At 67.8% G+C, this 23301-nt stretch carries 21 protein-coding genes and 2 riboswitches; of the genes, 9 read left to right on the top strand and 12 right to left on the bottom strand.

The genetic code is table 11. The features are described 5' to 3' along the window. Positions 1-96: 96 nt before the first annotated feature. On the bottom strand, positions 97-1518 hold the full coding sequence (locus AC1DKN_RS13700; protein WP_476871572.1) for a YibE/F family protein: 1422 nt from the start codon (positions 1516-1518) through the stop codon (positions 97-99). Between the two features lie 123 nt (positions 1519-1641). Beyond that, complete coding sequence (locus tag AC1DKN_RS13705; protein ID WP_476849383.1) at positions 1642-3015, bottom strand: FAD-binding oxidoreductase; 1374 nt, start codon at positions 3013-3015, stop codon at positions 1642-1644. Between the two features lie 269 nt (positions 3016-3284). Between AC1DKN_RS13705 and AC1DKN_RS13710 the strand changes: the two genes are divergently transcribed. The 4 genes from AC1DKN_RS13710 to AC1DKN_RS13725 all read left to right on the top strand — a co-directional run bounded on the left by AC1DKN_RS13710 (position 3285) and on the right by AC1DKN_RS13725 (position 7275). Continuing rightward, on the top strand, positions 3285-4049 hold the full coding sequence (locus AC1DKN_RS13710; protein ID WP_476856520.1) for an alpha/beta hydrolase: 765 nt from the start codon (positions 3285-3287) through the stop codon (positions 4047-4049). Beyond that, entirely contained in the window at positions 4049-4861 is an 813-nt protein-coding gene (locus tag AC1DKN_RS13715; protein ID WP_230008912.1) for a DUF1295 domain-containing protein, read from the top strand. The genes AC1DKN_RS13710 and AC1DKN_RS13715 overlap by 1 nt, the downstream gene beginning before the upstream one ends. A 46-nt stretch (positions 4862-4907) precedes the next feature. Further along, positions 4908-5765 carry a lysophospholipid acyltransferase family protein gene (locus tag AC1DKN_RS13720; RefSeq protein WP_476871573.1) on the top strand — a complete coding sequence of 286 codons (858 nt, stop codon included), beginning with the start codon at positions 4908-4910 and terminating at the stop codon, positions 5763-5765. A gap of 70 nt (positions 5766-5835) precedes the next feature. Then, on the top strand, positions 5836-7275 hold the full coding sequence (locus AC1DKN_RS13725; protein ID WP_476871574.1) for a short-chain fatty acid transporter: 1440 nt from the start codon (positions 5836-5838) through the stop codon (positions 7273-7275). 82 nt (positions 7276-7357) lie between these two features. On the opposite strand, the gene AC1DKN_RS13730 is transcribed toward AC1DKN_RS13725, so the two are convergent. The 3 genes from AC1DKN_RS13730 to AC1DKN_RS13740 form a co-directional block, all read right to left on the bottom strand. After that, positions 7358-8365 carry a GNAT family N-acetyltransferase gene (locus tag AC1DKN_RS13730; RefSeq protein WP_476871575.1) on the bottom strand — a complete coding sequence of 336 codons (1008 nt, stop codon included), beginning with the start codon at positions 8363-8365 and terminating at the stop codon, positions 7358-7360. Positions 8366-8367: 2 nt separating this feature from the next. Next, positions 8368-9753 (bottom strand): glycine--tRNA ligase, encoded by a 1386-nt coding sequence (locus AC1DKN_RS13735; RefSeq protein WP_028278290.1) that lies wholly within the window; start codon positions 9751-9753, stop codon positions 8368-8370. Positions 9754-9889: 136 nt separating this feature from the next. Next, the gene (locus AC1DKN_RS13740) at positions 9890-10855 is read right to left on the bottom strand and encodes a DMT family transporter (protein ID WP_476871576.1); all 966 of its coding nucleotides are present in this window, start codon (positions 10853-10855) and stop codon (positions 9890-9892) included. Between the two features lie 33 nt (positions 10856-10888). On the opposite strand from AC1DKN_RS13740, the gene AC1DKN_RS13745 reads away from it, so the two are divergent. After that, positions 10889-11125: an RNA-binding S4 domain-containing protein gene (locus AC1DKN_RS13745; RefSeq protein WP_018774572.1), complete on the top strand. Its 237-nt coding sequence runs from the start codon at positions 10889-10891 to the stop codon at positions 11123-11125. Positions 11126-11172: 47 nt separating this feature from the next. Here the strand turns inward: AC1DKN_RS13745 and AC1DKN_RS13750 are convergent, their stop codons facing one another. After that, positions 11173-11829, bottom strand: a complete 657-nt coding sequence (locus tag AC1DKN_RS13750) for an alpha/beta hydrolase (RefSeq protein WP_476871577.1) — start codon at positions 11827-11829, stop codon at positions 11173-11175. 94 nt (positions 11830-11923) lie between these two features. Between AC1DKN_RS13750 and AC1DKN_RS13755 the strand changes: the two genes are divergently transcribed. Both AC1DKN_RS13755 and AC1DKN_RS13760 read left to right on the top strand, forming a co-directional pair. Beyond that, positions 11924-12796, top strand: coding sequence for an SGNH/GDSL hydrolase family protein (locus AC1DKN_RS13755; protein WP_476871597.1), 873 nt, complete (start codon positions 11924-11926; stop codon positions 12794-12796). A gap of 113 nt (positions 12797-12909) precedes the next feature. Then, positions 12910-13536: a hypothetical protein gene (locus tag AC1DKN_RS13760; protein WP_476871598.1), complete on the top strand. Its 627-nt coding sequence runs from the start codon at positions 12910-12912 to the stop codon at positions 13534-13536. Here AC1DKN_RS13760 and AC1DKN_RS13765 read toward each other — a convergent pair. The 3 genes from AC1DKN_RS13765 to mmsB form a co-directional block, all read right to left on the bottom strand. Beyond that, a complete protein-coding gene (locus AC1DKN_RS13765; protein ID WP_476856486.1) occupies positions 13533-14099 on the bottom strand; it encodes an isochorismatase family protein in 567 nt (188 codons plus the stop codon). The two genes, AC1DKN_RS13760 and AC1DKN_RS13765, sit on opposite strands and share 4 nt — an antisense overlap. Positions 14100-14234: 135 nt before the next feature. After that, positions 14235-15719, bottom strand: a complete 1485-nt coding sequence (locus AC1DKN_RS13770; protein WP_476871578.1) for a CoA-acylating methylmalonate-semialdehyde dehydrogenase — start codon at positions 15717-15719, stop codon at positions 14235-14237. 53 nt (positions 15720-15772) lie between these two features. Further along, positions 15773-16675: a 3-hydroxyisobutyrate dehydrogenase gene (mmsB, locus tag AC1DKN_RS13775; RefSeq protein WP_243179644.1), complete on the bottom strand. Its 903-nt coding sequence runs from the start codon at positions 16673-16675 to the stop codon at positions 15773-15775. A 201-nt stretch (positions 16676-16876) separates the two neighbouring features. Between mmsB and AC1DKN_RS13780 the strand changes: the two genes are divergently transcribed. Continuing rightward, positions 16877-17776, top strand: coding sequence for a LysR family transcriptional regulator (locus AC1DKN_RS13780; protein WP_476871599.1), 900 nt, complete (start codon positions 16877-16879; stop codon positions 17774-17776). 139 nt (positions 17777-17915) lie between these two features. Here the strand turns inward: AC1DKN_RS13780 and AC1DKN_RS13785 are convergent, their stop codons facing one another. The 3 genes from AC1DKN_RS13785 to AC1DKN_RS13795 all read right to left on the bottom strand — a co-directional run bounded on the left by AC1DKN_RS13785 (position 17916) and on the right by AC1DKN_RS13795 (position 22231). Next, a complete protein-coding gene (locus AC1DKN_RS13785; protein ID WP_476849373.1) occupies positions 17916-19298 on the bottom strand; it encodes an MFS transporter in 1383 nt (460 codons plus the stop codon). A 166-nt stretch (positions 19299-19464) separates the two neighbouring features. Then, a complete protein-coding gene (metX, locus tag AC1DKN_RS13790) occupies positions 19465-20604 on the bottom strand; it encodes a homoserine O-acetyltransferase MetX (RefSeq protein ID WP_476871579.1) in 1140 nt (379 codons plus the stop codon). A gap of 11 nt (positions 20605-20615) precedes the next feature. Continuing rightward, positions 20616-20731, bottom strand: a riboswitch (SAM riboswitch). 183 nt (positions 20732-20914) lie between these two features. Beyond that, a complete protein-coding gene (locus tag AC1DKN_RS13795) occupies positions 20915-22231 on the bottom strand; it encodes a bifunctional o-acetylhomoserine/o-acetylserine sulfhydrylase (protein WP_476871580.1) in 1317 nt (438 codons plus the stop codon). Between the two features lie 61 nt (positions 22232-22292). Beyond that, a riboswitch (SAM riboswitch) is annotated at positions 22293-22408 on the bottom strand. 169 nt (positions 22409-22577) lie between these two features. On the opposite strand from AC1DKN_RS13795, the gene AC1DKN_RS13800 reads away from it, so the two are divergent. Further along, positions 22578-23216, top strand: a complete 639-nt coding sequence (locus AC1DKN_RS13800; protein ID WP_223914077.1) for a VOC family protein — start codon at positions 22578-22580, stop codon at positions 23214-23216. Positions 23217-23301: the final 85 nt, after the last annotated feature.

Genomic DNA, 23301 nt, shown 5'->3' on the forward strand with positions numbered 1-23301 from the left:
CATTGTCTCAAAGACGGGCAAATCGGCCCGGTCCCGCTCCGGCTATGTGGAAATCTTCCCGATCTGGCGGCGTCCCGGGTGCCTGCAGATTCCTCGTCAGCCCCGCAGTGCGGCCCGCCGCCCGCGGCGCGTGGCAGCACCGGCGCCGTCGGTCCCGCCCGGGTCGGACCCGCCCCAATCCGGGGCGGCCCCATCCGGCGCGATCCGGTCCGACGCGGGCCCTTCCGGCCGGCCCCGATCCGACGGAGTCCGTTCCGACGCAGTCCGTTCCGACGCCGGCCCTGCCACCGCACCACCCCTGATGCCGGTGGCCTTGACCACCAGCACGGCGATGAGGGTGGTGACCGGCACGGCCAGGACGAGTCCCACGGAGCCGACGAGGGTGCGGATGACTTCCTCGGAGAGTTCGGCGCTGGTCAGGGCGTCCCCGAGCGGCCGCTCGTAGAGCATGACCAGGATCAGCACCGGCAGGGCCGCGCCGGCGTAGGCAAACGCGATGGTGTACACGGTGGAGGCGATGTGGTCCCGGCCGATCCGCATGGCGGACGTGAAGAGCTGCCGGGCGCTGGTTTCGGGGGCGAGTTCCCACAGTTCCCAGACGGCCGAGGACTGCGTGATGGTGACGTCATTGAGCACGCCCAGCCCGGAAATGATCAGTCCGCAAAGGATGATGCCGGAGATCGAGATATTGTCCGAGATGTTGGTCAGGGTGGCAGCGTCGTGGCTGCCCACACCGGCGAGGTTGGCGGCGTCGGTGGCCCAGGCCGCCAGCAGCGCCGTAATAGCGAGGCCGAACATCGTCCCGAGCAGCGCCGTCGACGTGCGGGCGGAGAAGCCGTGGGCGAAGTAGAGCACCCCGATCATGATCACCGTGGATCCCACGAGAGCCAGCAGCAGCGGCGGCTTGCCCTCGACCAGCCCGGGCAGCATGAACGAGACAAGCACAACGTACGCGCCGACAAGCCCGATCAGGGCCCGCAGTCCGCGCCAGCGCGCCACGGCGATCACCACGACGGCGTAGAGCACGGCCAGGAAGATGATGGGCAGGGTCCGGACAAAGTCGACGAAGACATAGGCCGGCGCGCCCTGGCCCGCGGCGTCCTGCACCTTCGAGAGGTTCAGGTAGCGGATCCCGTCCCCGGGCTTCACGCCGTGGGACTTCGCGACGTCAGGGTTGATGACCACTTTCACCGGGTTGCCGCCCTTGTCCGGCTCAGTGTAGGCGAACGTGCATTGAGAGCCCTCGTTCGGCGGCTGCGGCGCGGCGCCGGAACCGGAGGTGCCCTGCTGGGCGGCGTCACCGCCGGCCTGGATATCCGAACAGCTGCCGACGACGACCCGCTGGATCTTGCCGGTGTCAAACGTCACCCCCGGGGCCGCCGCGTACGGGCTGGCCAGCGTGATGCCTTCCTTGCTTCCCGACGGCCACATGAAGGCCATGGCCGCCAGGGTCAGCAGCGTCAGCGGGATCAGGATGGCAGCCAGGATCCAGTTGGCCTTCTTCCGCGCAGCCAACATTTGAGGCGTCGGCTCCGGATGTTCGTTGTGGGAGTGCGAGTGTCCGGCGCCCATCAGCAGTTCAACCTCATGCCGAAAACTTTACGGCGTGGGCGGTTCCGCTCAGGACCGATGACGCCGCGCTTACACCGGCGCGATGTTCTGGTTGACGTGGAAGAGGTTCTGCGGATCGTATTTGGCTTTGACCTCCCTCAGCCGCTTGTAGTTCTCCCCGTAGTTCTCCGCAACCCTGGGCAGATCATCGCCATCCATGAAGTTGATGTAGCCGCCGGGGGCAGAATAGGGCCGCAGGGCGGCCGCGTAGTCCCGCACCCACGCGATGTTTGCCTCGTTTTCCGCGGGGTCCATCCACTGCGCCGCGATCACGGGCGAAAACTTCACGTTCCGGTTGGCGAACGCTGTGTCCGTCGCGCCCACCCGCTGGACCGCACCATCGATGGGGTAGATGTGTACCGCGGTCTGCACGCTGGGGACCTTGCTGCCGTGTTCGATGTGCGCCGCGATGGCACCGTCGTTCAGTTCCGCCAGAAAATCCGCTTTCCAGTAGGCCTGCATGCCAGGGGGCTGCAGCGGGTCGAAGGCCGAGTTCAAGGCGGGGTACGGCATTGGTCCCACCATGGATCCCGCCGCCGGCGCGGCGTCCAGGAACGGCTGCCAGCGTGCCGGACCTTCCGCCGGATCACCGGTCCACATGCCGACGATGACGCACACCGGTTTGCCATGCCATTCCTCGGGCAGGAACGGAACAGGAGGACCCTGGTGGAAGCCCAGGAACGCGCCAAACTCTTCAGGGGCGGTGGCCATGTAGTCCCGGTAAAACCGCGCCACCGTCTCCGCATGCTCGATGGGGTAAATGATGATGCCGGCGTGGACCATGTCCACAGGGTGCATCCGGTACTCGAACGACGTCACGACGCCGAAGTTCCCGCCGCCGCCGCGCAACGCCCAGAACAGGTCCTCGTTCTCGCTTTCGCTGGCGGTAAGGAATCTTCCCTCGGCCGTGACGACGTCGGCAGAGAGGAGGTTGTCGCAGCTGAGGCCATACTTGCGGCTCAGGTATCCGATGCCGCCGCCGAGGGTCAACCCGGCGATACCGGTCGAGCCGACAATGCCGCCGGGAGTTGCCAGCCCGAAGGCATGGGTCGCGTGGTTGAAGTCGGCCCACGTCGCACCCGGCTCCGCGCGCGCCGTCGCGGCTGCCGGATTAACCCGGACGCCGGTCATGTTGGAGAAATCGATGACCAGGGCGTCATCCCACGTGCCAAAGCCCGGGGCACTGTGTCCTCCACCGCGGACCGCCAGGTCCAGGGAGTTGTCCCGGGCGAAGTTGACGCAGGAGATGACATCGGCCACCTGGGATACCTGGGCCACCGCTGCCGGCCTCTTATCGATCATGCCGTTGAAGACTGCCCGTGCCGCGTCGTAGCCGGCGTCGCCGGGCGTGATGATCTGCCCGCGGACTTGCCCGCGCAGGCTATCGAACTGTGTTCCGTTCATTTTGTATACCGTCGATTTCGTCGTGAGATTCGACCGGACGGTTCTCTGCGCTCCCAGCCGGCGTGGCGCCCGGAGGTTTACCTGCTCATGCCTACTCTTCCCGCATTTCCCCGTCAAGGGCGCCAGCAAATGCACGCATGCCGGCCGCACCCATCGCCGGGGGCGCCGGCTCCGAATCCACACTAGGGACCACCGGCCTTGACGGGACCGGGCCGCAACCTATGGTTGGTAATTGACGGACGAAGGACCGGAAGGACACATACGTGGCAATGCGCAAACTCGACGACCGCGAGCCGGAGGCGGGCCGTTCCGGGCCCGCCGCCAAAGCCGTGCTGACCATCGCCGAAGCCGCCGGGGAGACCCGCGGAGTCGTGTTGATCCTGCACGGCGGGCGGGCCGACAGTTTTGATGCAGTCCGCGGCCGGCACCTGAGTCCGGCCCGGATGCTGCCCTTCGCCCGGGCGCTGCACAGGCAGGGCGGCCCGCACGGGCTGGCCGCGTGGACCCTGCGCAACCGCTACCGCGGCTGGAACGGGGAGGACATGTCCCCCGTTCACGATGCCCGCTGGGCGCTCGCCCGGATCAGTCAGGAACATCCCGGCGTGCCGGTGTACCTGCTGGGCCACTCCATGGGCGGTCTCACGGCGCTGTGCGTGGCCGACGACCCGCAGGTCGAAGCCGTCGTCGCGCTCGCCCCGTGGGTGAACCACAAGACTTCGGTCCAGCCTGTCGCGGGCCGCCGCGTCCTGATCGTTCACGGGACCGACGACCGCTGGACCAGCCCGGCGAACTCACTGGACTACGCCCGGCGCGCCGAGGGCGTCGCCGCGTCCGTTGACTACGTCTCGCTCAAGGAAGCCGGCCATTTCATGATCCGCCGGCTGGCACTGTGGAACGTGCTTGCGAACGGCTTCGTCCTGGACGCCTTCGGCGAGGCAACGGAGGCCGATGTTTCCGGCGCCAGGGACGCATTGCGCAGCGCCCTCGGCGGAGCCCCGCCGGCGGCCGGAACGCGTATGCCGGTGGTGTTGTGATGCCGCCGTTCCCGCTCGATGCCTTCCTTGGAAGCCTGCCCTGGGTCATCGCGGGACTCGTGGTGCTGCTCGGGGTGACTTTCGCGGTTGCCGTGCGGCAGAACCGGCACTCCGTCATCGACACCGTCTGGGGTCTGGGCTTCGTGGTGGTGGCCGGCATCTCCTGGGTGCTTTCGGCCGGATACGGCGACGCCGGCAGGCGGCTGCTGCTGCTAGCCCTGGTCGCCGTGTGGGGCATCCGCCTCGCCGTCCACATCGGGGCACGCGCACGCGGCGGCCACGAGGACCCGCGCTACGTGGACATGCTCGCCGGAGCGCCCGGATCACGCCACGTCTATGCCCTGCGGCGGGTCTACCTGCCCCAGGGGCTGGTGATGTTCTTCGTCTCGCTCACTATCCAGGTCGGCATGTTCGCCACGGGAAGCCTGGGCTGGCTGGCGTTCGCCGGCGTCCTGCTCTGGATCCTTGGCTTCGTGTTCGAGACGGTCGGCGACTGGCAGCTGACGCAGTTCAAATCCGATCCCGCCAGGCGCGGCACCGTCCTCAACACCGGCCTGTGGCGCTACACCCGCCACCCCAACTATTTCGGTGACGCCGCCGTCTGGGCAGGGCTGTTCCTGGTGGCGGCCGATTCCTGGCCGGGTGTCCTGACCGTTCTCTCCCCCGCCCTGATGATCTGGACGCTCGCCGGCAAGACGGGGAAGCCGCTGACGGAAAAGGCAATGTCCGCGCGTCCCGGGTACAAGGAATACATCGACTCCACCTCCGGCTTCCTGCCCTGGCCGCCCCGGCGGCGGGTGGGCGGACACTGACGTGCGCGGCCCGGCAGGTGCCCGGCACGGGCTGAGCTGGCGGCCCGTGAAGTGGCGGCCGGAGCCCAGCGACCGGTTCTACCGTTTCATTGTCCGCACCGGGCTGGCGCTGCGCTGGCTGTTCCGGATCCGCGTCCTCGTCACGGGGCGGGAGCACCTGCCCCAGCCCGGGCCGCCCACTGCCTCAACCCGAAGCGCATCAACCCGCCTCCCGTCCCGCCCGGTGGTGCCCGGCCAGGGCGCCGTGGTCGCGATCACGCACTTCGGCTACCTCGACTTTGCCTTTGCCGAGATGCTGCTGTGGTGGCACAACCGGGCCCAACTGCGTTTCCTCATCACGCAGGGCGCCGCCGACCACTGGTTTGCCGGCCCCGCGGTCAGCGCCGCCGGGCATGTGGTGGTCGGGTACGGATCGGGAGCACACGCTTACGACGCCGCCGTAGCCCGGCTGAGGGAGGGCGAATACGTCGCCGTCCTGCCCGAGGCCGGCGTGAGCCGAAGCTTCACGGTGCGCGAATGCAAGACCGGTGCGGTGCGGATGGCCGCTGAGGCCGGCGTGCCGATCATCCCGGTCTCCATCTGGGGCGCCCACCGGCTGATGACCCGCCACCATGCCTTCTCGCCGCGGCGCGCCTGGCGCGCCCCGGTCCGCATCCACGTCGGCGAGCCGATCCTTCCGGGCTCGCTCTCGGACCCGTCCGACGACGCCCGGACCGCGACGGCGCGCCTGGCCAAGACCCTGCAGGACGGGATCGACGCCGGCATCGCCGACTTCCCCCTGCGACCGGCCCCCGGGGCCTGGTGGATGCCGGCCGGTCTCGGCGGCGGCGCCCCGACTGAGGAGGAAAGACGCCGGCTCGACGAGGCCGACGGCCCCCGGCGCGCAGGTGCCAAGCGCCGATAAGCCCTACTTCCGCCATCGTCTTGACTAAACTCCATGGGGTACAAAAAGCACTCAATGGAGAGGGACACCTGTGGCAAGCACAGTCGTGACCAAGAGCGGTACCGAAGAACGCGGTCTCGCACGGATAGCCCAACGAATGGCGGCGTGCACGGAGCGGTGGTTCCCGGACGCCTACATCTTCGCCCTCGCCGGCGTCGTCATCATCGCGGTGGCCGCACTCGCCATCGGCGCCACGCCCCAGGCAATCGCCGACTCGTTCGGCAACGGCTTCTGGGACCTGACGGCCTTTACCCTGCAGATGGCCATGGTGGTCCTCACCGGCTACGTCGTGGCCACCTCCCCGCCCGTGGCGGGACTGATCAACAGGCTGGCGCTCGTGCCGTCAACGGCGCGGACCGCGGTGAGCTTCGTGGCCGTGCTCGCCATGTCCGTGTCCTTCCTCAACTGGGGGCTCAGCCTGATCTTCGGCGGGCTGCTGGCCCGCGCGATTGCCCGCCGCAAGGACCTGACGGTGGATTACCGTGCCTTGGGCGCGGCGGCGTTCATGGGCCTCGGCGCCGTCTGGGCCCTGGGGCTGTCCTCCTCTGCCGCGCAGCTGCAGGCCACGGCCGCTTCGCTGCCGCCGGCGCTGCTGAAGATCACGGGCATCCTGGACTTCGGCACCACGATCTTTACCTGGCAGTCGCTGCTGACGCTGGCCATCCTGATGGCCCTGACCACCGTGATTGCGCACTTCTCCGCACCCCAGGGCGGCTCGATCCGCACCGCAGAGGACCTGGGTGTGGACCTGGACGACGAGCCGGCCGAGTCCGCGCCGCGTTCCCGGCCGGGCGAATGGCTCGAATACAGCCGGGTCCTGCCGATCCTGGCGGGCGTCCTCACGCTCGGCTGGCTCGTCTCGCAGTTCCTCACCAAGCCGTTCCTCAGCGTGGTCAGCAGCCTCAACGGCTACCTGCTGGTGTTCCTCATCCTGGGCCTGGTCCTGCACGGGACGCCGCGGAACTTCCTGCAGGCCGTGACGAAGGCCGTCCCGGCCACCGCGGGCATCCTCGTGCAGTTCCCGCTGTATGCGGCGATGGCGGCCATCCTGACCAAGGCCACGGGAACCGGCGGCATGAGCCTCTCCACCCACCTCGCGGCGTTCTTCTCGGACATCGGCAGCGGCGGCGGCTTCGCCGTCGTCATTGCCCTGTACACGGCTGCACTGGGCATCCTGGTCCCCTCCGGAGGCGGAAAATGGCTGGTGGAGGCGCCCTACGTGATGCAGTCGGCCACCGACGTGCAGATGAACCTCGGCTGGACCGTGCAGATCTACAACATCGCCGAGGCGCTGCCGAACCTGGTCAACCCGTTCTTCATGCTGCCGCTGCTCGCGGTACTGAGGCTGCGCGCCCGCGACCTGGTGGGCTTCACCTTCCTGCAGTTCGTCTTCCACCTGCCGGTGGTCCTGCTGCTCGTCTGGCTGCTGGGCATGACCTTCGACTTCGTGCCGCCGGTGATGCCCAAATAGCTGCTTTAACGCAAACTGACCCGCAGCCGTGGCCGTTATCAAGCTTTATACGGCTACAGCTGCGGGTCAGTCGGGTTAAGGCCTAGGCCGGGTCGGAGACGACGAGCGTTTCCGAGCCCTGGACATGGGCCTTGCCGCTCTCGAGCAGCGGTTCGACGACGGTGCGCAGGGCGGTCATTGCGTCGTCCAGTTCGAGCATCACCGGGTGCTGGTAAGCGATCAGGGCCAACAGGTCCCGGACGGCGGCCTTGGCCTCGTCCGCGCCAAGCTTGGGCTCGTGCCCGAGGAACACCTCAGTTGGCTCAGTGGTCGAGGCCGCGCCGGCATCGGCGCCGCCGTCGGCTCCCGGAATTCCCTGGGCGTAGCTGACGGCGAACCCCTCCAGCCGGCCCTTGCGGCTGGCCGCGATGCCGTGTCCGAAGGCGCTGGCCTTGGGCGCCCGCAGCACGATCGCTCCGTGGGCGCCGCTGAGGTCATCCAGGAACAGGCGCTGCACCGCGGCGACGCTCAGCTCCCCCGGGCTGTCCCAGCCGTGCACGGCGGTGTAGTAGCGTCCCACGACGTCGCTGAGCTCCACCGAGCCCGTGGCCAGGTCTTCGACCTGATCGGTGGCCGCGGACTCCGAACCGTCGCCGAACACCGGCAGCTTGAGCGGAGCCGGGTCAACGACGACGAGGCGGGAGCGCTGGATCGGGGCCAGGCCCGCGGCCTCGGCAAACGCCGCACCGGGGGTGCCCGGCTCCACTTTGCAGCGCAGTCTGGACACGCCCGACGGCGCCTGGGCGGCCTCGTGCCGCAGCATGGTCAGCAGTGTGGACCCGAGGCCGGCGCGGCGGTGGTCCCGGGCGACCTCGACATACGCCCAGAGCCGTTCAGGGTGCAGCGAGGCCTCGTGGACCACGGCGGCCGCCACCGGAATGGCGACACCGTCCACAACGTCCTCGGCCACGATGCAGCGGCGCCACGGGGAATTGCCCGAGTGCGACAGCGTCCCGCGGAACTGTCCGGCCTGGACGGTCTCAGGGCCGCCCCAGATTTCCAGCAGCGCGAGGTCGTCGCCTTCCCGCCATTCCCGGTATGCGATGGCCATGATCAGGCGCCAATCAGCCGTGCGGCCAGGTAACCCTCCACCTTGTCCAGGGAGACGCGTTCCTGGCTCATGGTGTCGCGTTCGCGGATGGTGACGGCCTGGTCCTCGAGCGTGTCGAAGTCCACGGTGATGCAGAACGGGGTGCCGATCTCGTCCTGGCGGCGGTAGCGGCGGCCGATGGCGCCGGCGTCGTCGAACTCGATGTTCCAGCTCTTGCGCAGCTGCGCTGCGAGGTCCTTGGCCTTCGGGGACAGGTCCTCGTTGCGGCTCAGCGGCAGCACGGCCGCCTTCACCGGCGCCAGGCGCGGATCGAGCTTGAGCACCGTGCGGATGTCCACCCCGCCCTTGGCGTTGGGGGCCTCGTCCTCGGTGTAGGCATCGATCATGAAGGCCATGAACGAACGGGTGAGGCCGGCCGCGGGCTCGATCACATACGGGGTGTAGCGTTCGTTGGTGGCCTGGTTGAAGTAGCTCAGGTCCGCGCCGGAGGCCTTGGCGTGGGTGGAGAGGTCAAAGTCGGTGCGGTTGGCGATGCCCTCGAGCTCGCCCCACTCCGAGCCCTGGAATCCGAAACGGTATTCGATGTCCGTGGTGCCCTTGGAGTAGTGGCTGAGCTTGTCCAGCGGGTGCTCGAAGAAGCGCAGGTTCTCTTCGCGGATGCCCAGGCCCGTGTACCAGGACATGCGTTCCTTCATCCAGTACTCGTGCCACTGCTCGTCGGTGCCGGGCTCGACGAAGAATTCCATCTCCATCTGCTCGAACTCGCGGGTGCGGAAGATGAAGTTGCCGGGCGTGATCTCGTTGCGGAAGGACTTGCCGATCTGGCCGATGCCGAAGGGCGGCTTCTTCCGCGAGGTGGTCAGGACGTTGGAAAAGTTCACGAAGATGCCCTGGGCCGTTTCGGGCCTCAGGTAGTGCAGGCCTTCTTCGCTGGCGACGGGGCCAAGGTAGGTCTTGAGCAGCCCGGAGAATTCATGCGGTTCAGTCCACTGGCCGCGGGTGCCGCAGTTGGCGCAGGCGATGTCCTTGAGGCCGTTCTCGGCGGGACGGCCCTTCTTCTCCTCGTACTCTTCCTCGAGGTGGTCCGCGCGGTAGCGCTTATGGCAGGACAGGCACTCCACCAGCGGATCGGAGAACACGTCGACGTGGCCGGAGGCCTCCCACACCTGACGGGGCAGGATGACGGAGGAATCCAGGCCTACGACGTCGTCGCGGCCGCGGACCACGGACTGCCACCACTGGCGCTTGATGTTTTCCTTGAGCTCGGCGCCGAGCGGGCCGTAGTCCCACGCAGAACGGGAGCCACCATAGATTTCACCGGCCTGGAAAACGAATCCCCGGCGCTTGGCGAGGGAAATGATCTGGTCGAGGACGGATTTTGCTGCCATGGGAACTCCAATTTTCTACAGGGCCGCTGGGTGCGGTCCGTGGTGTTGGCCCCGGGACGCCGGCTGGTTGCCGGCCGGGACAATACGAACAAAGCGATACGAACAGTGCAATGCAAACTCCAAGCCTACCGGCCCGCTACCGCTTCAGCGCGCCCTTGGGCCAGGGCAGGGTGGCCAGGACGATGGCGCCGAGCGTCAGGATGGTGCCGAGGACCGTCGGGAGGGCGATCACCGTTCCGGGCACCGGCAATATGAGGTCCAGTCCGAGGGACCCCAGAAGCTGGCCGGCGATCATGCCGAGGCCGGTGACCAGCACGCCCAGGCTGCGGACCAGGAGGGCGCCGATGCCGATGAAGATGCAGCCGAGCGGGCCGCCAAGGTAGTACCACCACTGCGCCGGGAGGGGGCTGCCGGCCCCGGCCACGGCGAGTTTGATCAGCCATGCCACCCACAGCAGGGCCGCTCCGGCGATGAAGTTCACGAGTGTCGCGGCGATGGGGGTGCCGTAGTGCACGGTGGCTGTGCCGTTCATGGCCTGCTGGAAACTCATCAGGAACCCGGCCAGGAGCGGAAGCATCACTGGGACCAGCAACTGCAGCCCGGATTCCCCGGCGCTGAACCTGGGCGACACCGCCCAGGCGACGGCGGCGACGGTGAGCACACTGCCGATCACCCGGATGCCGGTAATGGGCCTCTTCCCCGCCGGTCCGATCCCCATCCGGTCCACCAGCAGGCCGCTGAGGGTCTGCCCCGTCACGGCGGCCACCGTGAAGAGGGCGACGCCGAGCAGTCCCACGGTGAAGGACTGGGCGAAGACGAAGAGGGCACCGATGCAGCCGGCCAGGACGTAGTACGGCGGAAACTGCCGTTCGCGCACGGCCGGCAGGATCCGCGCCAGCCCTGCCCGGCCCCGGGGCAAGGCCAGGGAAATGACCGTCATGACCAGCAGTCCGGTGCTGAAGCTGACGACGGCGGCACCGATTCCGTCCCCCAGCGCCACCCCGAGGGCGCCGTTGATCCGGCCCTGGATCGGGATGAAAAGTCCCGTCGCGACGGCCATGGGCAGGCCGACGATCAGCGGAAGACGGCGGTGATGGGTCATAGGTGCCACCTTAGGTCAGGCATTATTGCTTGTATGAGCAATCCGGAATTCGAAGACATCACTATCCGCGACAGCATGATCCGGCTGGGCCAGCTGCTGAAACTTGCGAATCTGGTCGAGGACGGGGTGGAGGCCGCGGAACTGATCAAGAACGGGCTGGTGAAGGTCAACGGCGAAATCGACGAGCGCCGCGGCCGCCAGCTGCACGACGGCGACACCGTCACCGTGAACGGCCGGACCGTGCGGATCAGCGCGCCCCCGGCCGCCTAGCCGCCTGTCCCGGCGTCGCTTCCCGGCGCACAACTTCCCCGGCGCGCCTACTTCTTGGCGTTGAGCACCACGTGCGTGAGGAACTCCGAGACGTGGCCGATCTCCTGCTGGTTGATGCCGTGCCACATGCCCGTGTAGAGGACCTTGGTGAGCAACACGTGCTTGCGCACCCAGCCGACGGTGTAGTCGATCTTGTCCTCGGTGATCACGGGGTCCTGCTGGTCCCGCCCCCAGAACAGCGGCACAGTGCCGTCCAGTTCGCCGTCGCGGAAGCTGGGGTCATCGCCGGCATCGACGACAAAACCTGACAGCCCGACGACGGCGGCAAAGTCCGCCGGCCGCTGCCGCAGCAGCGTGGTGGCCATGGCCATGCCCATCGAGAACCCCAACAGCGTCACCGACGGGTGGTTGGCTTTGACGCCGTCGAGCCAGTCCTGAACGTAGCCTGCCGCGACCTTGACGGCGTCGAGCGAGTAGTCAATGGACCCTGTCAGCGGGAACCAGGTGAAGCCCGGTCCCATGGCGATCGGGGCGCGCAACGAGGCCACCGCGAATTCCTGCGGCAGCATCCCGGCCAGGCTGAGCAGATCCTGTTCGTTGGCGCCGTAGCCGTGCAACAGGACAAGAAGCGGCTTGCCGGCCCGTTCCTGCTCCGGCTGGGACCATTGGACGACAGGGGCGGGGAAGGCGTCAGCGTGAGTCATGGAACTATTCTTACAGTTACCCGGCGGTAACAAATTACGGTGGCGCAGCTAAACGGGAACAGTGCAGGATAAGGGGGTGAGCAATACCGATCCCATGGAAAATTCACCGGGCACCCCAGCCGAGACCACCGTTGACACCGTCACCCACCCGTGGACCCGGTATGTGGCGATGGGCGACTCATTCACGGAGGGCATCGGCGACCCGGAACCGGCCAGTCCGGGCGGCCATCGGGGCTGGGCGGACCGCGTGGCCGAGGAACTCAGCCGTGGGCACAACGACTTCGCCTACGCGAACCTGGCCGTCCGCGGCCGGCTCCTGCAGCAGATCGTGGACCAGCAAATGGCTCACTGCCTGTCCCTCAAACCGGACCTCATCACGCTCTCCGCAGGCGGAAACGACCTCATCCGCCCGGGCGGCGATCCGGACGTGCTGGCCGAAAAGCTGGATTCGGTGGTGCAGATCCTGAGCCTGGGCGGCGCCACCGTCGTCCTGTTCAACGGCCCGGATACCGGCTCCACGGTGCTGGGCCGGATCCGCAGCAAGGTGGCCATTTACAACGAGAACCTGCGCACGATCGCCGCGCGCCACGACGCCGTGATCGCGGACATGTGGTCGCTGCGCCAGCTCAATGACCCGCAGATGTGGAATGTCGACCGGCTGCATTTCTCACCGCTGGGCCACCACACGATCGCGGCCATGGTGCTGGACTCGCTGAACGTCGAGCACACGCTCCAGCCCCTCTCCCCCAAACCGCTGCCGCAGCGCAGTTGGCGCGAGGCGCGCAGCGGGGACCTGGTGTGGGCCAGGGAGTATTTTGTCCCCTGGGTGGTCCGCCGGCTGCGGCACCGCTCCTCCGGCGACGGCATGACGGCCAAGCGGCCGCTGGCAGGCCCGGTGTTCGGTCCCGGCGTTCCGCTTGGTTCCGGCGAGGGCCCGCCCGGCGCCGAGGACGCTGTCCGGTCCTGAGGCTTCGGGCCTGAGCCTGCGGGGCATAAGCTGGAGGGACACTTCTCCGGCCCTACAGATGAGCCCGCAGATGAGAAGGCCCAGCAGCTGAAAGGCCCAGTATCGTGAGCAGTATGTTCTTCTGGATCATCGTGTTGTCCTTCCTGGTTCCCGTGGCGATGCGCCTCTACCGCAGGTCTGCCCGCGGCCGGAACCAGGGCACTCCGGGACAATTCGGCCGGTTCCCGGGCAGCCAGAACAACCCCGGCCAGGGCAACCAGCCGCGTGATGGTTACACCCAGCAGGACTACTTCGGCGGCTTTGGCCAGCTGGGCGCCCCGAAGCAGTCGGGTCCGGCCAACGAGCCGTATCCCAACCCGCAATACCCCAGCCCGGAGTACCCCAGCGCGGAGTACCCGAACCCGCAGAACCCCAGTCCCCGGTTTCCGGACCAGCCGTTCCCGAACCAGCCGTACCCCGGCCAGCAGTACCCGAACCCGGTCGGCTACCAGTCGCCCGTCCCCTACGAGGACAGCCCCGAGTACCTGAACAACCCGCCGCAACCGCAACGGCCGCAGGCATCGCAAACTTTCCCGGCGCCGGGCGCGGGACAGGCGCAGGCGCCGCAGTCTCCGCCGCCGCCGTCGGCCGGGCAGGGCTACCGGGCCCGCAAGCTGGCCGAGCTCGACCAGCAGTACACCGACGGCAAGCTGTCCATGGAGGACTACATGGCCCAGCGCGCGGAAATCATGAAGGGCTAGGACCCTGCTGGGCCGGCGAACTCGACGTCGGCCGCGTTGACCGTTCCTGCCGTCCGCCCCGGCGCCTTGTGGTACTGCCAGTACAGATTGGTGTGCGCGACCACCAGAGCCGGCGGCGGGGCGCCGTACTCGGTCAGGTCCTCGGTGGTGTGGGCGTCGGCGACCAGCGTGACGTCGTAGCCGCGGGTGATCGCGCCGTGCAGGGTCGAGCGGATGCACTCGTCGGTCTGCGCACCGGCCAGGAAGAAGCGCCCTATGCCGCGCCCGGCCAGCACGGATTCGAGGTCGGTGGCCTCGAAGGCGTCGCTGTACTCCTTGGCCACGAGCGGCTCCGAACTGCGGCGCGCGAGCTCCGGCACGTACTGCCAGCCGTCGCTGCCGCGCGGGAGTTCCTCACCGCTGTGCTGCACCCAGACGACGTCCACCCCGGCGTCGCGGGCCTTGTCCACGAGCGCGGCGATTGTTGCGACGACGTCGTCGCGGCGGTATGCCTCGGCGACGACGCCGATCTGCATATCGACGACGAGCAATGCCGTGTTGGGACGGTTGACGAGCGTGGTCACAATGCCTCCTGCATTCCCGGTGTCTGCCCACTCTAATCCCGAGGCAGCAAACAACGCGGGGTCACTTGCGGCCCATGATCCGGTGCCGGATGGGCGATAAGTGACCCCGCGTTGCCTTTGTTGGGGGTTGCGGCGTCAGTCGACCTGGGGGAAGCCGAGGTCGATCACCGAGGTGGACGGGTCCGGCCAGCGGGTGGTGACCACCTTGCCGCGGGTGTAGAAGCGGATGCTTTCCGGGCCGTACATGTGGGTGTCGCCGAACAGCGAATTCTTCCAGCCGCCGAAGGAGAAGGTGCCCACCGGCACCGGGATGGGCACGTTGACGCCCACCATACCGGCCTCGACGTCGAACTCGAACTGGCGGGCGGCGCCGCCGTCGCGGGTAAAGATGGCCACGCCGTTGCCGAACTCGTTGTCGTTGACCAGCTTCACGGCGTCGGCGTAGGTCTCGACGCGGACCACGGAGAGGACGGGCCCGAAGATCTCGTCGTCGTAGACCTTCATTCCGGGCTTGACGTGGTCGATCAGGCTGACGCCGATGAAGAAGCCGTTGGAGTCGAAATCGTGTTCGCGGCCGTCCACCACCACGGTGGCGCCCTCGTTGGCCGCTCCGGCAACGTAGGAGGCCACTTTGTCGCGGTGCTCGGCCGTGATGAGCGGACCCATCTGGGAGGCCGGGTCTGTGCCCGGGCCGATCGTGAGGGCAGCCATGCGGGTGCTGATCGCCTCCACGAGGTCGTCGGCGATGCTGCCGACCGCGACGAGGACGCTGACTGCCATGCAGCGCTCCCCGGCGGAGCCGTAGGCGGCCGAGACGGCGGCGTCCGCGGCCATGTTGAGGTCCGCGTCCGGCAGGACCACCATGTGGTTCTTCGCCCCACCCAGGGCCTGGACGCGCTTGCCGTGATCGGCGGCGCGCTTGTAGATGGACTGCGCGATCGGCGTCGAGCCGACAAAGCTGATGGCCTTGACCGCCGGGTGTTCCAGCAGGACATCCACGGCTTCCTTGTCCCCGTGGACCACGTTGAGCACCCCTGCCGGCAGGCCGGCCTCGGCGAAGACGCCGGCGATGAAGATGGCGGAGGACGGGTCCTTTTCACTCGGCTTGAGCAGCACGGTGTTCCCGCAGGCCAGGGCGCTGCCGATCATCCACAGCGGCACCATGGCGGGGAAGTTGAACGGCGTGATGCAGGCGACGACGCCGACCGGCTGGCGGACCGAGTGGACATCGACGCCGCCGGAGACCTGCTCGGAGCGTTCGCCTTTGAGCATGTGGGAGAGCCCGGTGGCGAATTCGATGTTCTCCAGGCCGCGGGTGATTTCACCTTCCGCATCCGAGAGGACCTTGCCGTGCTCGCTGGTGAGCAGGGCCGCGAGTTCGGGCCGGCGCTGCATGAGCAGTTCACGGACCTTGAAGAAGATGGCGGTGCGCCTGGCCAGGCTCGTGGCGCGCCAGCCGGGCAGGGCGGCGCGGGCGGCCTCGATGGCCTCCTCGACGCGGGCGGCGGAGGCCAGGGCGACCTCTTTCTCCTGCTCGCCGGTGGCCGGGTTGAACACGGGGCCGAAGCGCTCGGCGTCGGAGATCAGGGCGCCGTTGATGAAGTGCGGGATGCGTTCCATGGGTGGGTCTCTTTCGTGAGGGGCAGGGCCGTGAAGGGCAGGGCCGTGGGGGGCTAGTTGGCGGACTCGAGGGTGCCGTCGACGAGCTTGACGATCATCGAGCAGTCCTGGCCGGACTGGCCGGAGTCGATGAGGCGCTGGAAAAGCTGCTGGACGTGCTCGCCGAGTTCCAGCGGGGTGCCGGTGTCCCGCGCGGCGCTGATGGCCAGGCCGATGTCCTTGTTGGCCAGTTCGGTGGTGAATGTCGGGGCGAAGTCGTTGTTGGACGCGGCGGTCGGCACGACGCCGGCCACGGGGTACCAGGTGCGCAGCGCCCAGCTGTCGCCGGAGGAGACCGACGCAATGTCCCAGAAGACCTGCTTGTCCAAGCCGAGCCGCTCGGCCAGGACCGCGCCCTCGGCGGTGGAGGCGAGGTTGATGAAGAGCATGAGGTTGTTGCAGATCTTCGCGGCCTGGCCGGTGGTGGCGCCGCCGGTGGGGATGATGTTCGCGGCCATGGGGCGGATGTATTCGGTGGCGTCGGCGACGGCGCCGGCCTCGCCGCCGATCATGAACGTCAGCGTGGCGGCCTTCGCGCCGCTCATGCCGCCGGAGACGGGTGCGTCGACGAAGCGGAAGCCGGCGGCAGCGGCGGCGTCGTGCAGGGCCTGCGCGGAGGCGATGTCAATGGTGGAGGAATCCACCAGGAGGGTCCGGGTGTCCGCGTGGGCAAGGACGCCGTCCTGGCCGAGGTACACGGCGCGGGCGTGCTCACCTTTGGGGAGCATGGTGAAGACGACGTCGGCGCCGGCGACGGCCTCGGCGATGCTGCCGGCGGCCTTGACTCCCCCGGCCTCGGCGGCGGCAACGGCTGCGCTGTTGAGGTCGAAGCCACGGACTTCGTGTCCGGCGTTTGAGAGGTTGACGGACATGGATCCGCCCATGTTTCCGAGTCCGATCCAGGCGATGACTGCCATGGCTTAAGCTCCTTTGCTTGATGTGCTGCCGGGCGCCTCGACGCGCTCCGGCGTGAAAGCCGAAACTCCGGCGCCCCGGTGTCCACCATCACACCCTGTTAGAGTGCAATCAAGGTAAAAAATCACAGATGCCATGTGCACAGATGCACAATCATGGCTCTGGCTCCGCCACACTCGCTGCAGAGGGGGACAATAGTGGACTTGCGCCGGCTCCCGAGCCCCGACGACCTGCTGATCCTGCTGACCGTGGCACGCCTGGGCCGGTTCAACGCCGTGGCCGAGACGCTCGGCACCACCCACACCACCATTTCCCGCCGCGTCCTGGCCCTCGACAAACAGCTCGGCGGCCGGACGCTCGAACGCAACCCGCACGGCTGGGAGCTGACCGAGCTCGGCAGCCAGGCGGTCGCGGCGGCGGAAGCTATCGAGGGCACTCTCGGTGCCCTCTCCAGCAGCATTGCCCGCTCCGGCGACGTGGTCTCCGGCCTGGTCCGGATCAGCACCCCGGACGGCTTCGGCGCCGAATTCCTGGCCCCGGCCCTCGTCCGGCTGCAGCGGGCGAATCCGCTGCTCAACGTCGAACTGCTCAGCGCCACCCGCAAGGTGAGCCAAAACCGCTCCGGTGTGGACCTGGAAGTGGTGGTGGGCAACATGGACACCACCACCGCCCGCGCGATCTTCCTGAGCAACTATTTCCTCAGGCTGTACGCCAGTCCCGGCTATGCGCAGGAGCACGGGCTTCCGGCAACGCTCGACGACGTCCGGCAACACGGCTTTGTCTCCTACGTGGAATCGGCGCTCCAGGTCGCCGAGCTGGGCCACCGTTCAACGCAGCTGCCGGTGCCGCGGTCCAGCTTCCAGGCCACAAGCGTCTTCGCCCAGCTGGAGGCCGTCCGGCGGGGCGCCGGGATAGGCCTGCTCCCCAATTTCCTCGTGGCGGGCCGGCCGGAATTTCTGCCCGTCCTGCCGGACGACTTCCAGCGCCAGCTGCCCATCTGGGCTGTGGCCCGGCCCGAGGCGCTGCGTTCGGCCCCGGTCCGTGCCGTGCTGGAGGCGATTCGCGGCGAAATCCGGGAGCGGCAGGATGTGCTGTCCGCCTGAGGCGCCAGCGCAGCCGGACTGGTGCCTGCGGCGTTAGCCTGCCGCGTTAACCTGCCGCGTTAACGCAGACTGCCCGGGTCCGCGCGGTGCGCGGATCCGGGCAGTCTGCCCCCACCGGGTCTGGTGAGGCCGGTGAGGATTACCGCTTGCTGGCGGCGAGGAGATCGGCCGTGCCCCGGGCATCGGCGGCGTCGACGTCGCGGAGCGAAATGCCGCGGGTTTCCTTCAGGAAGAACACCGCAACCAAAGTGACCACACAGGCGCCGAGGAGGTAGATGGCGACCGGGACCGAGGACTTGTACTGACTCAGGAGCGCGACGGCGATGATCGGAGCCAGCGAACCGGCCACAATCGAGGTGACCTGGTAGCCCAGCGAGACACCGGAGTAGCGCATCCGGGTCGGGAACATTTCAGCCATGAGCGCCGGCTGGCCGGCGTACATCAGGGAGTGGAACAGCAGGCCGATGGTGATCGCGGCGAGGATGATGAAGTCGTTCTTGGTATCCATCATCGGGAAGGCGAAGAAGCCCCACGTGCCGCCGAGGATGGCGCCGGCCATGTAGACGGGCTTGCGGCCGACGTTGTCCGAGAGCCTGCCGACCATCGGAATCACGGCGAAGTGGACGAAGTGCGCCACGAGCAGCAGCAGCAGGATCCGCGAGGTATCCGTCTGGACGACGACCTTCAGGTACGTGATCGAGAACGTGACCACGAGGTAGTAGAGGATGTTCTCGGCGAAGCGCAGGCCCATCGCGGTGAAGACGCCGCGCGGGTAGCGGCGGAAGACTTCGGCCACGCCGTAGCCCTTGTTCTCAACCTCGACTTCTTTTTGGGCCTCCAGGAAGATGGGGGCGTCCTGGACCTTGGTGCGGATGTAGTAGCCGACCAGCACGATCACGGCGGAGAGCCAGAAGGCGACGCGCCAGCCCCAGCTGAGGAAGTCGGCGGAGGACAGCACGGAGGACAGCGTGAACAGCACGGCGGTGGCGAGCAGGTTGCCGAGCGGAACGGCCGACTGGGGCCAGCTGGCCCAGAACCCGCGGGACTTGCTGGGGCTGTGCTCGGCGACGAGGAGGACGGCGCCGCCCCATTCGCCGCCGACGGCGAAGCCCTGGGCGAAGCGCAGGAAGACCAGCAGCGCCGGGGCCCAGTAGCCGATCTGCGCGAAGGTGGGCAGGCAGCCCATCAGGAAGGTGGAAACGCCCACCAGGAGGATGCTGACCTGGAGCAGCTGCTTGCGGCCGAACTTGTCGCCGAAGTGGCCGAAGACGATGCCGCCGATCGGGCGGGCGACGAATCCGACGGCGTAGGTCAGGAACGCGGCGATAATGCCGTCGAGTTCCGTGCCCGAATTGGGGAAGAACGTCTTGCCGAAGACCAGCGTGGCGGCGGAGGCGTAGAGGAAGAATTCATACCACTCCACCACCGTGCCGGCCATGGAGGCCGTTACTACCTTCTTCAGTCCGGACGTTTTGACGTCCGGCTCGTCTGCGCGCGTTGTCGCGGCGTTTTCCGTGCTCATGTGAACTCCTTCGGTGTCGCCTTCGACACCCTGCGGACCATTGGACTGAGGACGCCCGTGATGTAGGGCACATGGCGTCATTCCCCATGAGTATGGACGCTCCCGCCCTGAGCCTCAACGGCCATTAGTGCAGAGCGCATCTGCAAAAATGCACAAGCGGGCCGGCCTAGTGGCCGAAGAAGGTCTCCCGGAGCTGCCCGCTGAGCTGGCCGATTTCGGTCAGGAAGCCGTCGTGGCCGATCGGCGCTTCAATGATGTGCAGTTCCGGGCCGCCCGGCAGGGCCTCTGCCAGTTGACGGGACTGGGCCGGGAAATACAGGCGGTCCGAGTCCACGGCCGCCACCAGGAATTCGGCGGTGGCCGGGGCCAGTGCCTCCCCGAGGCTTCCGCGCCCCCGGCACACATCGTGGCTCATGAGGGCTTCGGTGATCGCGATGTAGCTGTTCGCGTCGAAACGCCGGGCCAGTTTGCTGCCCTGGTGGTCCAGGTAGCTTTCCACCTGGTAGCGCCCGCGTCCGGCCAGCGATCCGGCTTCCAGGGGCGTCTCGGACTCCTGGGCGTTGCGGCCAAACCGGCCGTCCAGTTCGGCCGCTGAGCGGTAGGTGATGTGCGCGATGCGCCGGGCGAGGGCGAGCCCTGCCTCGGGTTCCGGGCCGCCGTAGTAGTCCCCGCCCTTGAAGTGGGGGTCCTGGCGGATAGCCAGCGTCTGCGCCTGCGCGAAGGCAATCTGTTCGGCGGTGCTGCTGGCGCCGACGGAAATCACGGCGCAGCGCCGGACCCGGCCGGGAAACGTGACGGCCCATTCAAGGGCGCGCGCGCCGCCGAGCGAGCCGCCCAGCACCGCGTACCAGCTGCCGATGCCCAGGGCATCGGCCAGCCGCGCCTCGGCGGCGGCGGTGTCCCGCAGGGTGACCAGCGGGAACCGCGATCCCCAAGGGCGCCCGTCGGGGGCCGGGGTGGAAGGTCCGGTGGATCCGTAGCAGCCGCCCAGGATGTTGATCGAAACGACGAAATACTTGTCCGTGTCCACGGGAGCCCCGGGTCCGGCGAGCTGTTCCCACCAGCCGGGCTCCCCGCTCTCGCCGCGGGTCACGTGTGTATCGCCGGTCAGGGCGTGTTCAATGAGCACGGCGTTGGAGGCCTCCGCGTTCAGGGTCCCCCACGTCTCGTAGGCGAGCACCACATCCGGCAACGGAGTCCCGGATTCGAGCTGCAGATCACCGATCCTGACGAACTGGACGGTCCCGTCAGGGGTCCGGGATGGTTTGGTTTCGGGAACACCCGTGCGGGTGACGGCAATCGTCATGTGAGGACCTATCTTCGCGCTTGCCCGCCGTCAGCTGACCGGCAGGCCAGGTCTTCACCCGGGGCACCCCGCCGCAAAAGGAGGGTTGCCGGCCAGCAAGCCGGGGCTGTCGCTGGCACTCATGACCTGGTACGAGTCTACGAAACGGGGTGCGGAAATGACGAAGATTATGACTTCCATGTGACAGCCGGACCCGTCAGCACCGCAGACTCCCCACCTTTGACAGCCGTGGCCGGCGGGTCGCCCCGAAGTGCCGGCGATTCCCGGTGTCATGCCCGCAAAGGTGGGGAAATTCGGCGTGGGCTTCGGCCTAGACGGACTTGGCCGCGCGGAATCCGGCGTCGAGGTCCGCGAGGATGTCGTCAATGTGCTCCAGTCCCACCGAAAGCCTCACCAGCCCGGGGTTCACCCCGGCGATCACCTGCTGTTCGGGCGAGAGCTGGCTGTGTGTGGTCGACGCCGGATGGATCACGAGCGACCGGACATCGCCGATGTTCGCGACGTGCGAGTGCAGTTCGAGGGCATCGACGAACCGCTTGCCGGCCTCCGCTCCCCCGGCAATGTTGAACGCCACGACGGCGCCGGTCCCCTTGGGCCCGTACTTGCGGCCGCGCTCGTACCAGGGGCTGGACGGCAGCCCGGCGTAGGCGACCGATTCGACGTCGTCCCGCCCCTCCAGCCATTGCGCCACCTTCGTGGCGTTGGCCACGTGGCGCTCGACGCGCAGGCTCAGCGTTTCGATGCCCTGGGCGATGAGGAACGCGTTGAACGGGGACACCGCGGAGCCGAGGTCGCGCAGGAGCTGGACCCGGGCCTTGAGGATGTAGGAGAGATTCGCGCCCAGCGCGCCGCCCGCTCCGAGGTCGCGGGCGTAGACCAGGCCGTTGTAGGTGGGGTCGGGGGTGTTGAAGCCGGGGAACCGCTCCGGGTCCTTCCCGAAGTCGAAGTTGCCGGAGTCCACGATCACGCCGGCGATCGCGGCGCCGTGCCCGCCCAGGTACTTGGTGGCGGAATGGACCACGATGTCCGCGCCCCACTCGATCGGCCGGATCAGGTAGGGGGTGGAGAGCGTGTTGTCGACAACCAGCGGCACGCCGGCCTCGTGCGCCACCCGGGAGACGCCCTCGATGTCCAGGACGTCCTGGCGGGGGTTGGAGACCACTTCGCCGAAGAACAGCTTGGTGTTGGGCTGGACGGCGTCCCGCCACTGGTCCAGGTTGTCCGGGTCCGCCACGAAGGTCACGGAGATGCCGAACTTCTTCAGCGTGTGCGCGAGCAGGTTGTAGGTTCCGCCATAGAGGCTGGGGCTGGCCACCACATGGTCCCCGGCCTCGGCGATATTGAGGATGGCGAACGTCTCGGCGGCCTGGCCGGAGCTGAGCAGCAGCGCCGCGAGACCGCCTTCCAGGCTGGCGACGCGCTGTTCGACGGCGTCCTGGGTCGGGTTGCCGATCCGGGTGTAGATGGGCGCGAGCTCGGCGAGCGCAAAGCGGTTCGCGGCGCTTTCGGCGCTGGGGAACACGAACGACGTCGTCTGGTAGATAGGCAGGGAACGCGCGCCGGTGGCGCTGTCCGGCTCCTGGCCGGCGTGGATCTGGCGGGTTTCAAAGGACCAGGCGTTGGACATTGGTGCTCCTCGAGTCACTGGGCACAGCACCGGCCTGGGCTTTCGGCCCGAACCGGAACAGGCGCCGCGCTTGCCCTCCGGCGGGCGCCGGACGGCCAGGTCTTCACCCGGGGCACCCCACCGCGATACGAGGGTTGCCGGCCAGCAAGCCGGGGCTGTGCACTGGCACTCATGACCTGACTTCAGTGTAGGAATGGCGGCGGAGCCCTGGATAGCTTTGTGACGAAGATGAAGACGGCCGCCGTGACGGAGCATCCGGGGCGCCGCGTTCCGCGCCCCAGGACGTCCCATGACGGTTAGGGGAGCCTAAGCTGAGAGGTCCATCACAAAGTGCCAAGATGATGGCATGCGCATGGATCACGTCTCTTACGCCTGTGAACACGATGGCTTGGCAGCCACCACTGAACGTATTGCGTCTGCCCTCGGCGTTGAAGCCGTGAAGGGTGGAGTGCACCCCCGTTTCGGGACACGCAACATGATTATCCCGCTCGCGGGACACAAGTACCTGGAAGTCGTGGAGGTCCTGAACCACCCGGCCTCCGACAAGGCCCCGTTCGGCCAGGCCGTCCGGGCACGCTCCGAGGCCGGCGGCGGCTGGATGGGCTGGTGCGTCGAGGTTGACGACCTGGCCCCGTTCGAGGAGCGGCTCGGCCGCGCCGCCGTCAACGGCAACCGGAAGTTTCCCGACGGCCGCGAATTGGTCTGGAAGCAGATCGGCATCCTGGGGCTCATCGCCGACCCCCAGGTGCCATACATGCTCAAGTGGGAGGGCGACCCGGAGTTGCACCCGTCCAACGCCTACGCGAGCGATGTCAAGATGTCCGCACTGACCATTGCCGGTTCGGCCGAGCGCGTCACGGAGTGGCTGGGCGAACCGGTTGAAAAGCCGCTCGAAGACGTCGCCGTGAACTGGATCGCGCCGCACGGTACTCCCGGCATCCTCTCTGTCACCTTCGAGACCGCCTCCGGAGCGGTCACGATCTAACGCTCCACCTGCCCCACGCTTCGGCCGCCATCTCTTAGGTGCCAACGATGTCACCTAGGAGACGGCGGCCGAGATCATTTAAGGC

The sequence above is a fragment of the Arthrobacter sp. 01N444 genome (assembly GCF_056399305.1).

What these genes read in the sequence shown, in the direction of transcription:
- AC1DKN_RS13700 (WP_476871572.1), bottom strand. Translation starts at nt 1,518, where the DNA reads ATGTTGGCTGCGCGGAAGAAGGCCAACTGGATCCTGGCTGCCATCCTG.
- AC1DKN_RS13705 (WP_476849383.1), bottom strand. Translation starts at nt 3,015, where the DNA reads ATGAACGGAACACAGTTCGATAGCCTGCGCGGGCAAGTCCGCGGGCAG.
- AC1DKN_RS13710 (WP_476856520.1), top strand. Translation starts at nt 3,285, where the DNA reads ATGCGCAAACTCGACGACCGCGAGCCGGAGGCGGGCCGTTCCGGGCCC.
- AC1DKN_RS13715 (WP_230008912.1), top strand. Translation starts at nt 4,049, where the DNA reads ATGCCGCCGTTCCCGCTCGATGCCTTCCTTGGAAGCCTGCCCTGGGTC.
- AC1DKN_RS13730 (WP_476871575.1), bottom strand. Translation starts at nt 8,365, where the DNA reads ATGGCCATCGCATACCGGGAATGGCGGGAAGGCGACGACCTCGCGCTG.
- AC1DKN_RS13735 (WP_028278290.1), bottom strand. Translation starts at nt 9,753, where the DNA reads ATGGCAGCAAAATCCGTCCTCGACCAGATCATTTCCCTCGCCAAGCGC.
- AC1DKN_RS13740 (WP_476871576.1), bottom strand. Translation starts at nt 10,855, where the DNA reads ATGACCCATCACCGCCGTCTTCCGCTGATCGTCGGCCTGCCCATGGCC.
- AC1DKN_RS13745 (WP_018774572.1), top strand. Translation starts at nt 10,889, where the DNA reads ATGAGCAATCCGGAATTCGAAGACATCACTATCCGCGACAGCATGATC.
- AC1DKN_RS13750 (WP_476871577.1), bottom strand. Translation starts at nt 11,829, where the DNA reads ATGACTCACGCTGACGCCTTCCCCGCCCCTGTCGTCCAATGGTCCCAG.
- AC1DKN_RS13755 (WP_476871597.1), top strand. Translation starts at nt 11,924, where the DNA reads ATGGAAAATTCACCGGGCACCCCAGCCGAGACCACCGTTGACACCGTC.
- AC1DKN_RS13760 (WP_476871598.1), top strand. Translation starts at nt 12,910, where the DNA reads ATGTTCTTCTGGATCATCGTGTTGTCCTTCCTGGTTCCCGTGGCGATG.
- AC1DKN_RS13770 (WP_476871578.1), bottom strand. Translation starts at nt 15,719, where the DNA reads ATGGAACGCATCCCGCACTTCATCAACGGCGCCCTGATCTCCGACGCC.
- mmsB (WP_243179644.1), bottom strand. Translation starts at nt 16,675, where the DNA reads ATGGCAGTCATCGCCTGGATCGGACTCGGAAACATGGGCGGATCCATG.
- AC1DKN_RS13785 (WP_476849373.1), bottom strand. Translation starts at nt 19,298, where the DNA reads ATGAGCACGGAAAACGCCGCGACAACGCGCGCAGACGAGCCGGACGTC.
- metX (WP_476871579.1), bottom strand. Translation starts at nt 20,604, where the DNA reads ATGACGATTGCCGTCACCCGCACGGGTGTTCCCGAAACCAAACCATCC.
- AC1DKN_RS13795 (WP_476871580.1), bottom strand. Translation starts at nt 22,231, where the DNA reads ATGTCCAACGCCTGGTCCTTTGAAACCCGCCAGATCCACGCCGGCCAG.
- AC1DKN_RS13800 (WP_223914077.1), top strand. Translation starts at nt 22,578, where the DNA reads ATGCGCATGGATCACGTCTCTTACGCCTGTGAACACGATGGCTTGGCA.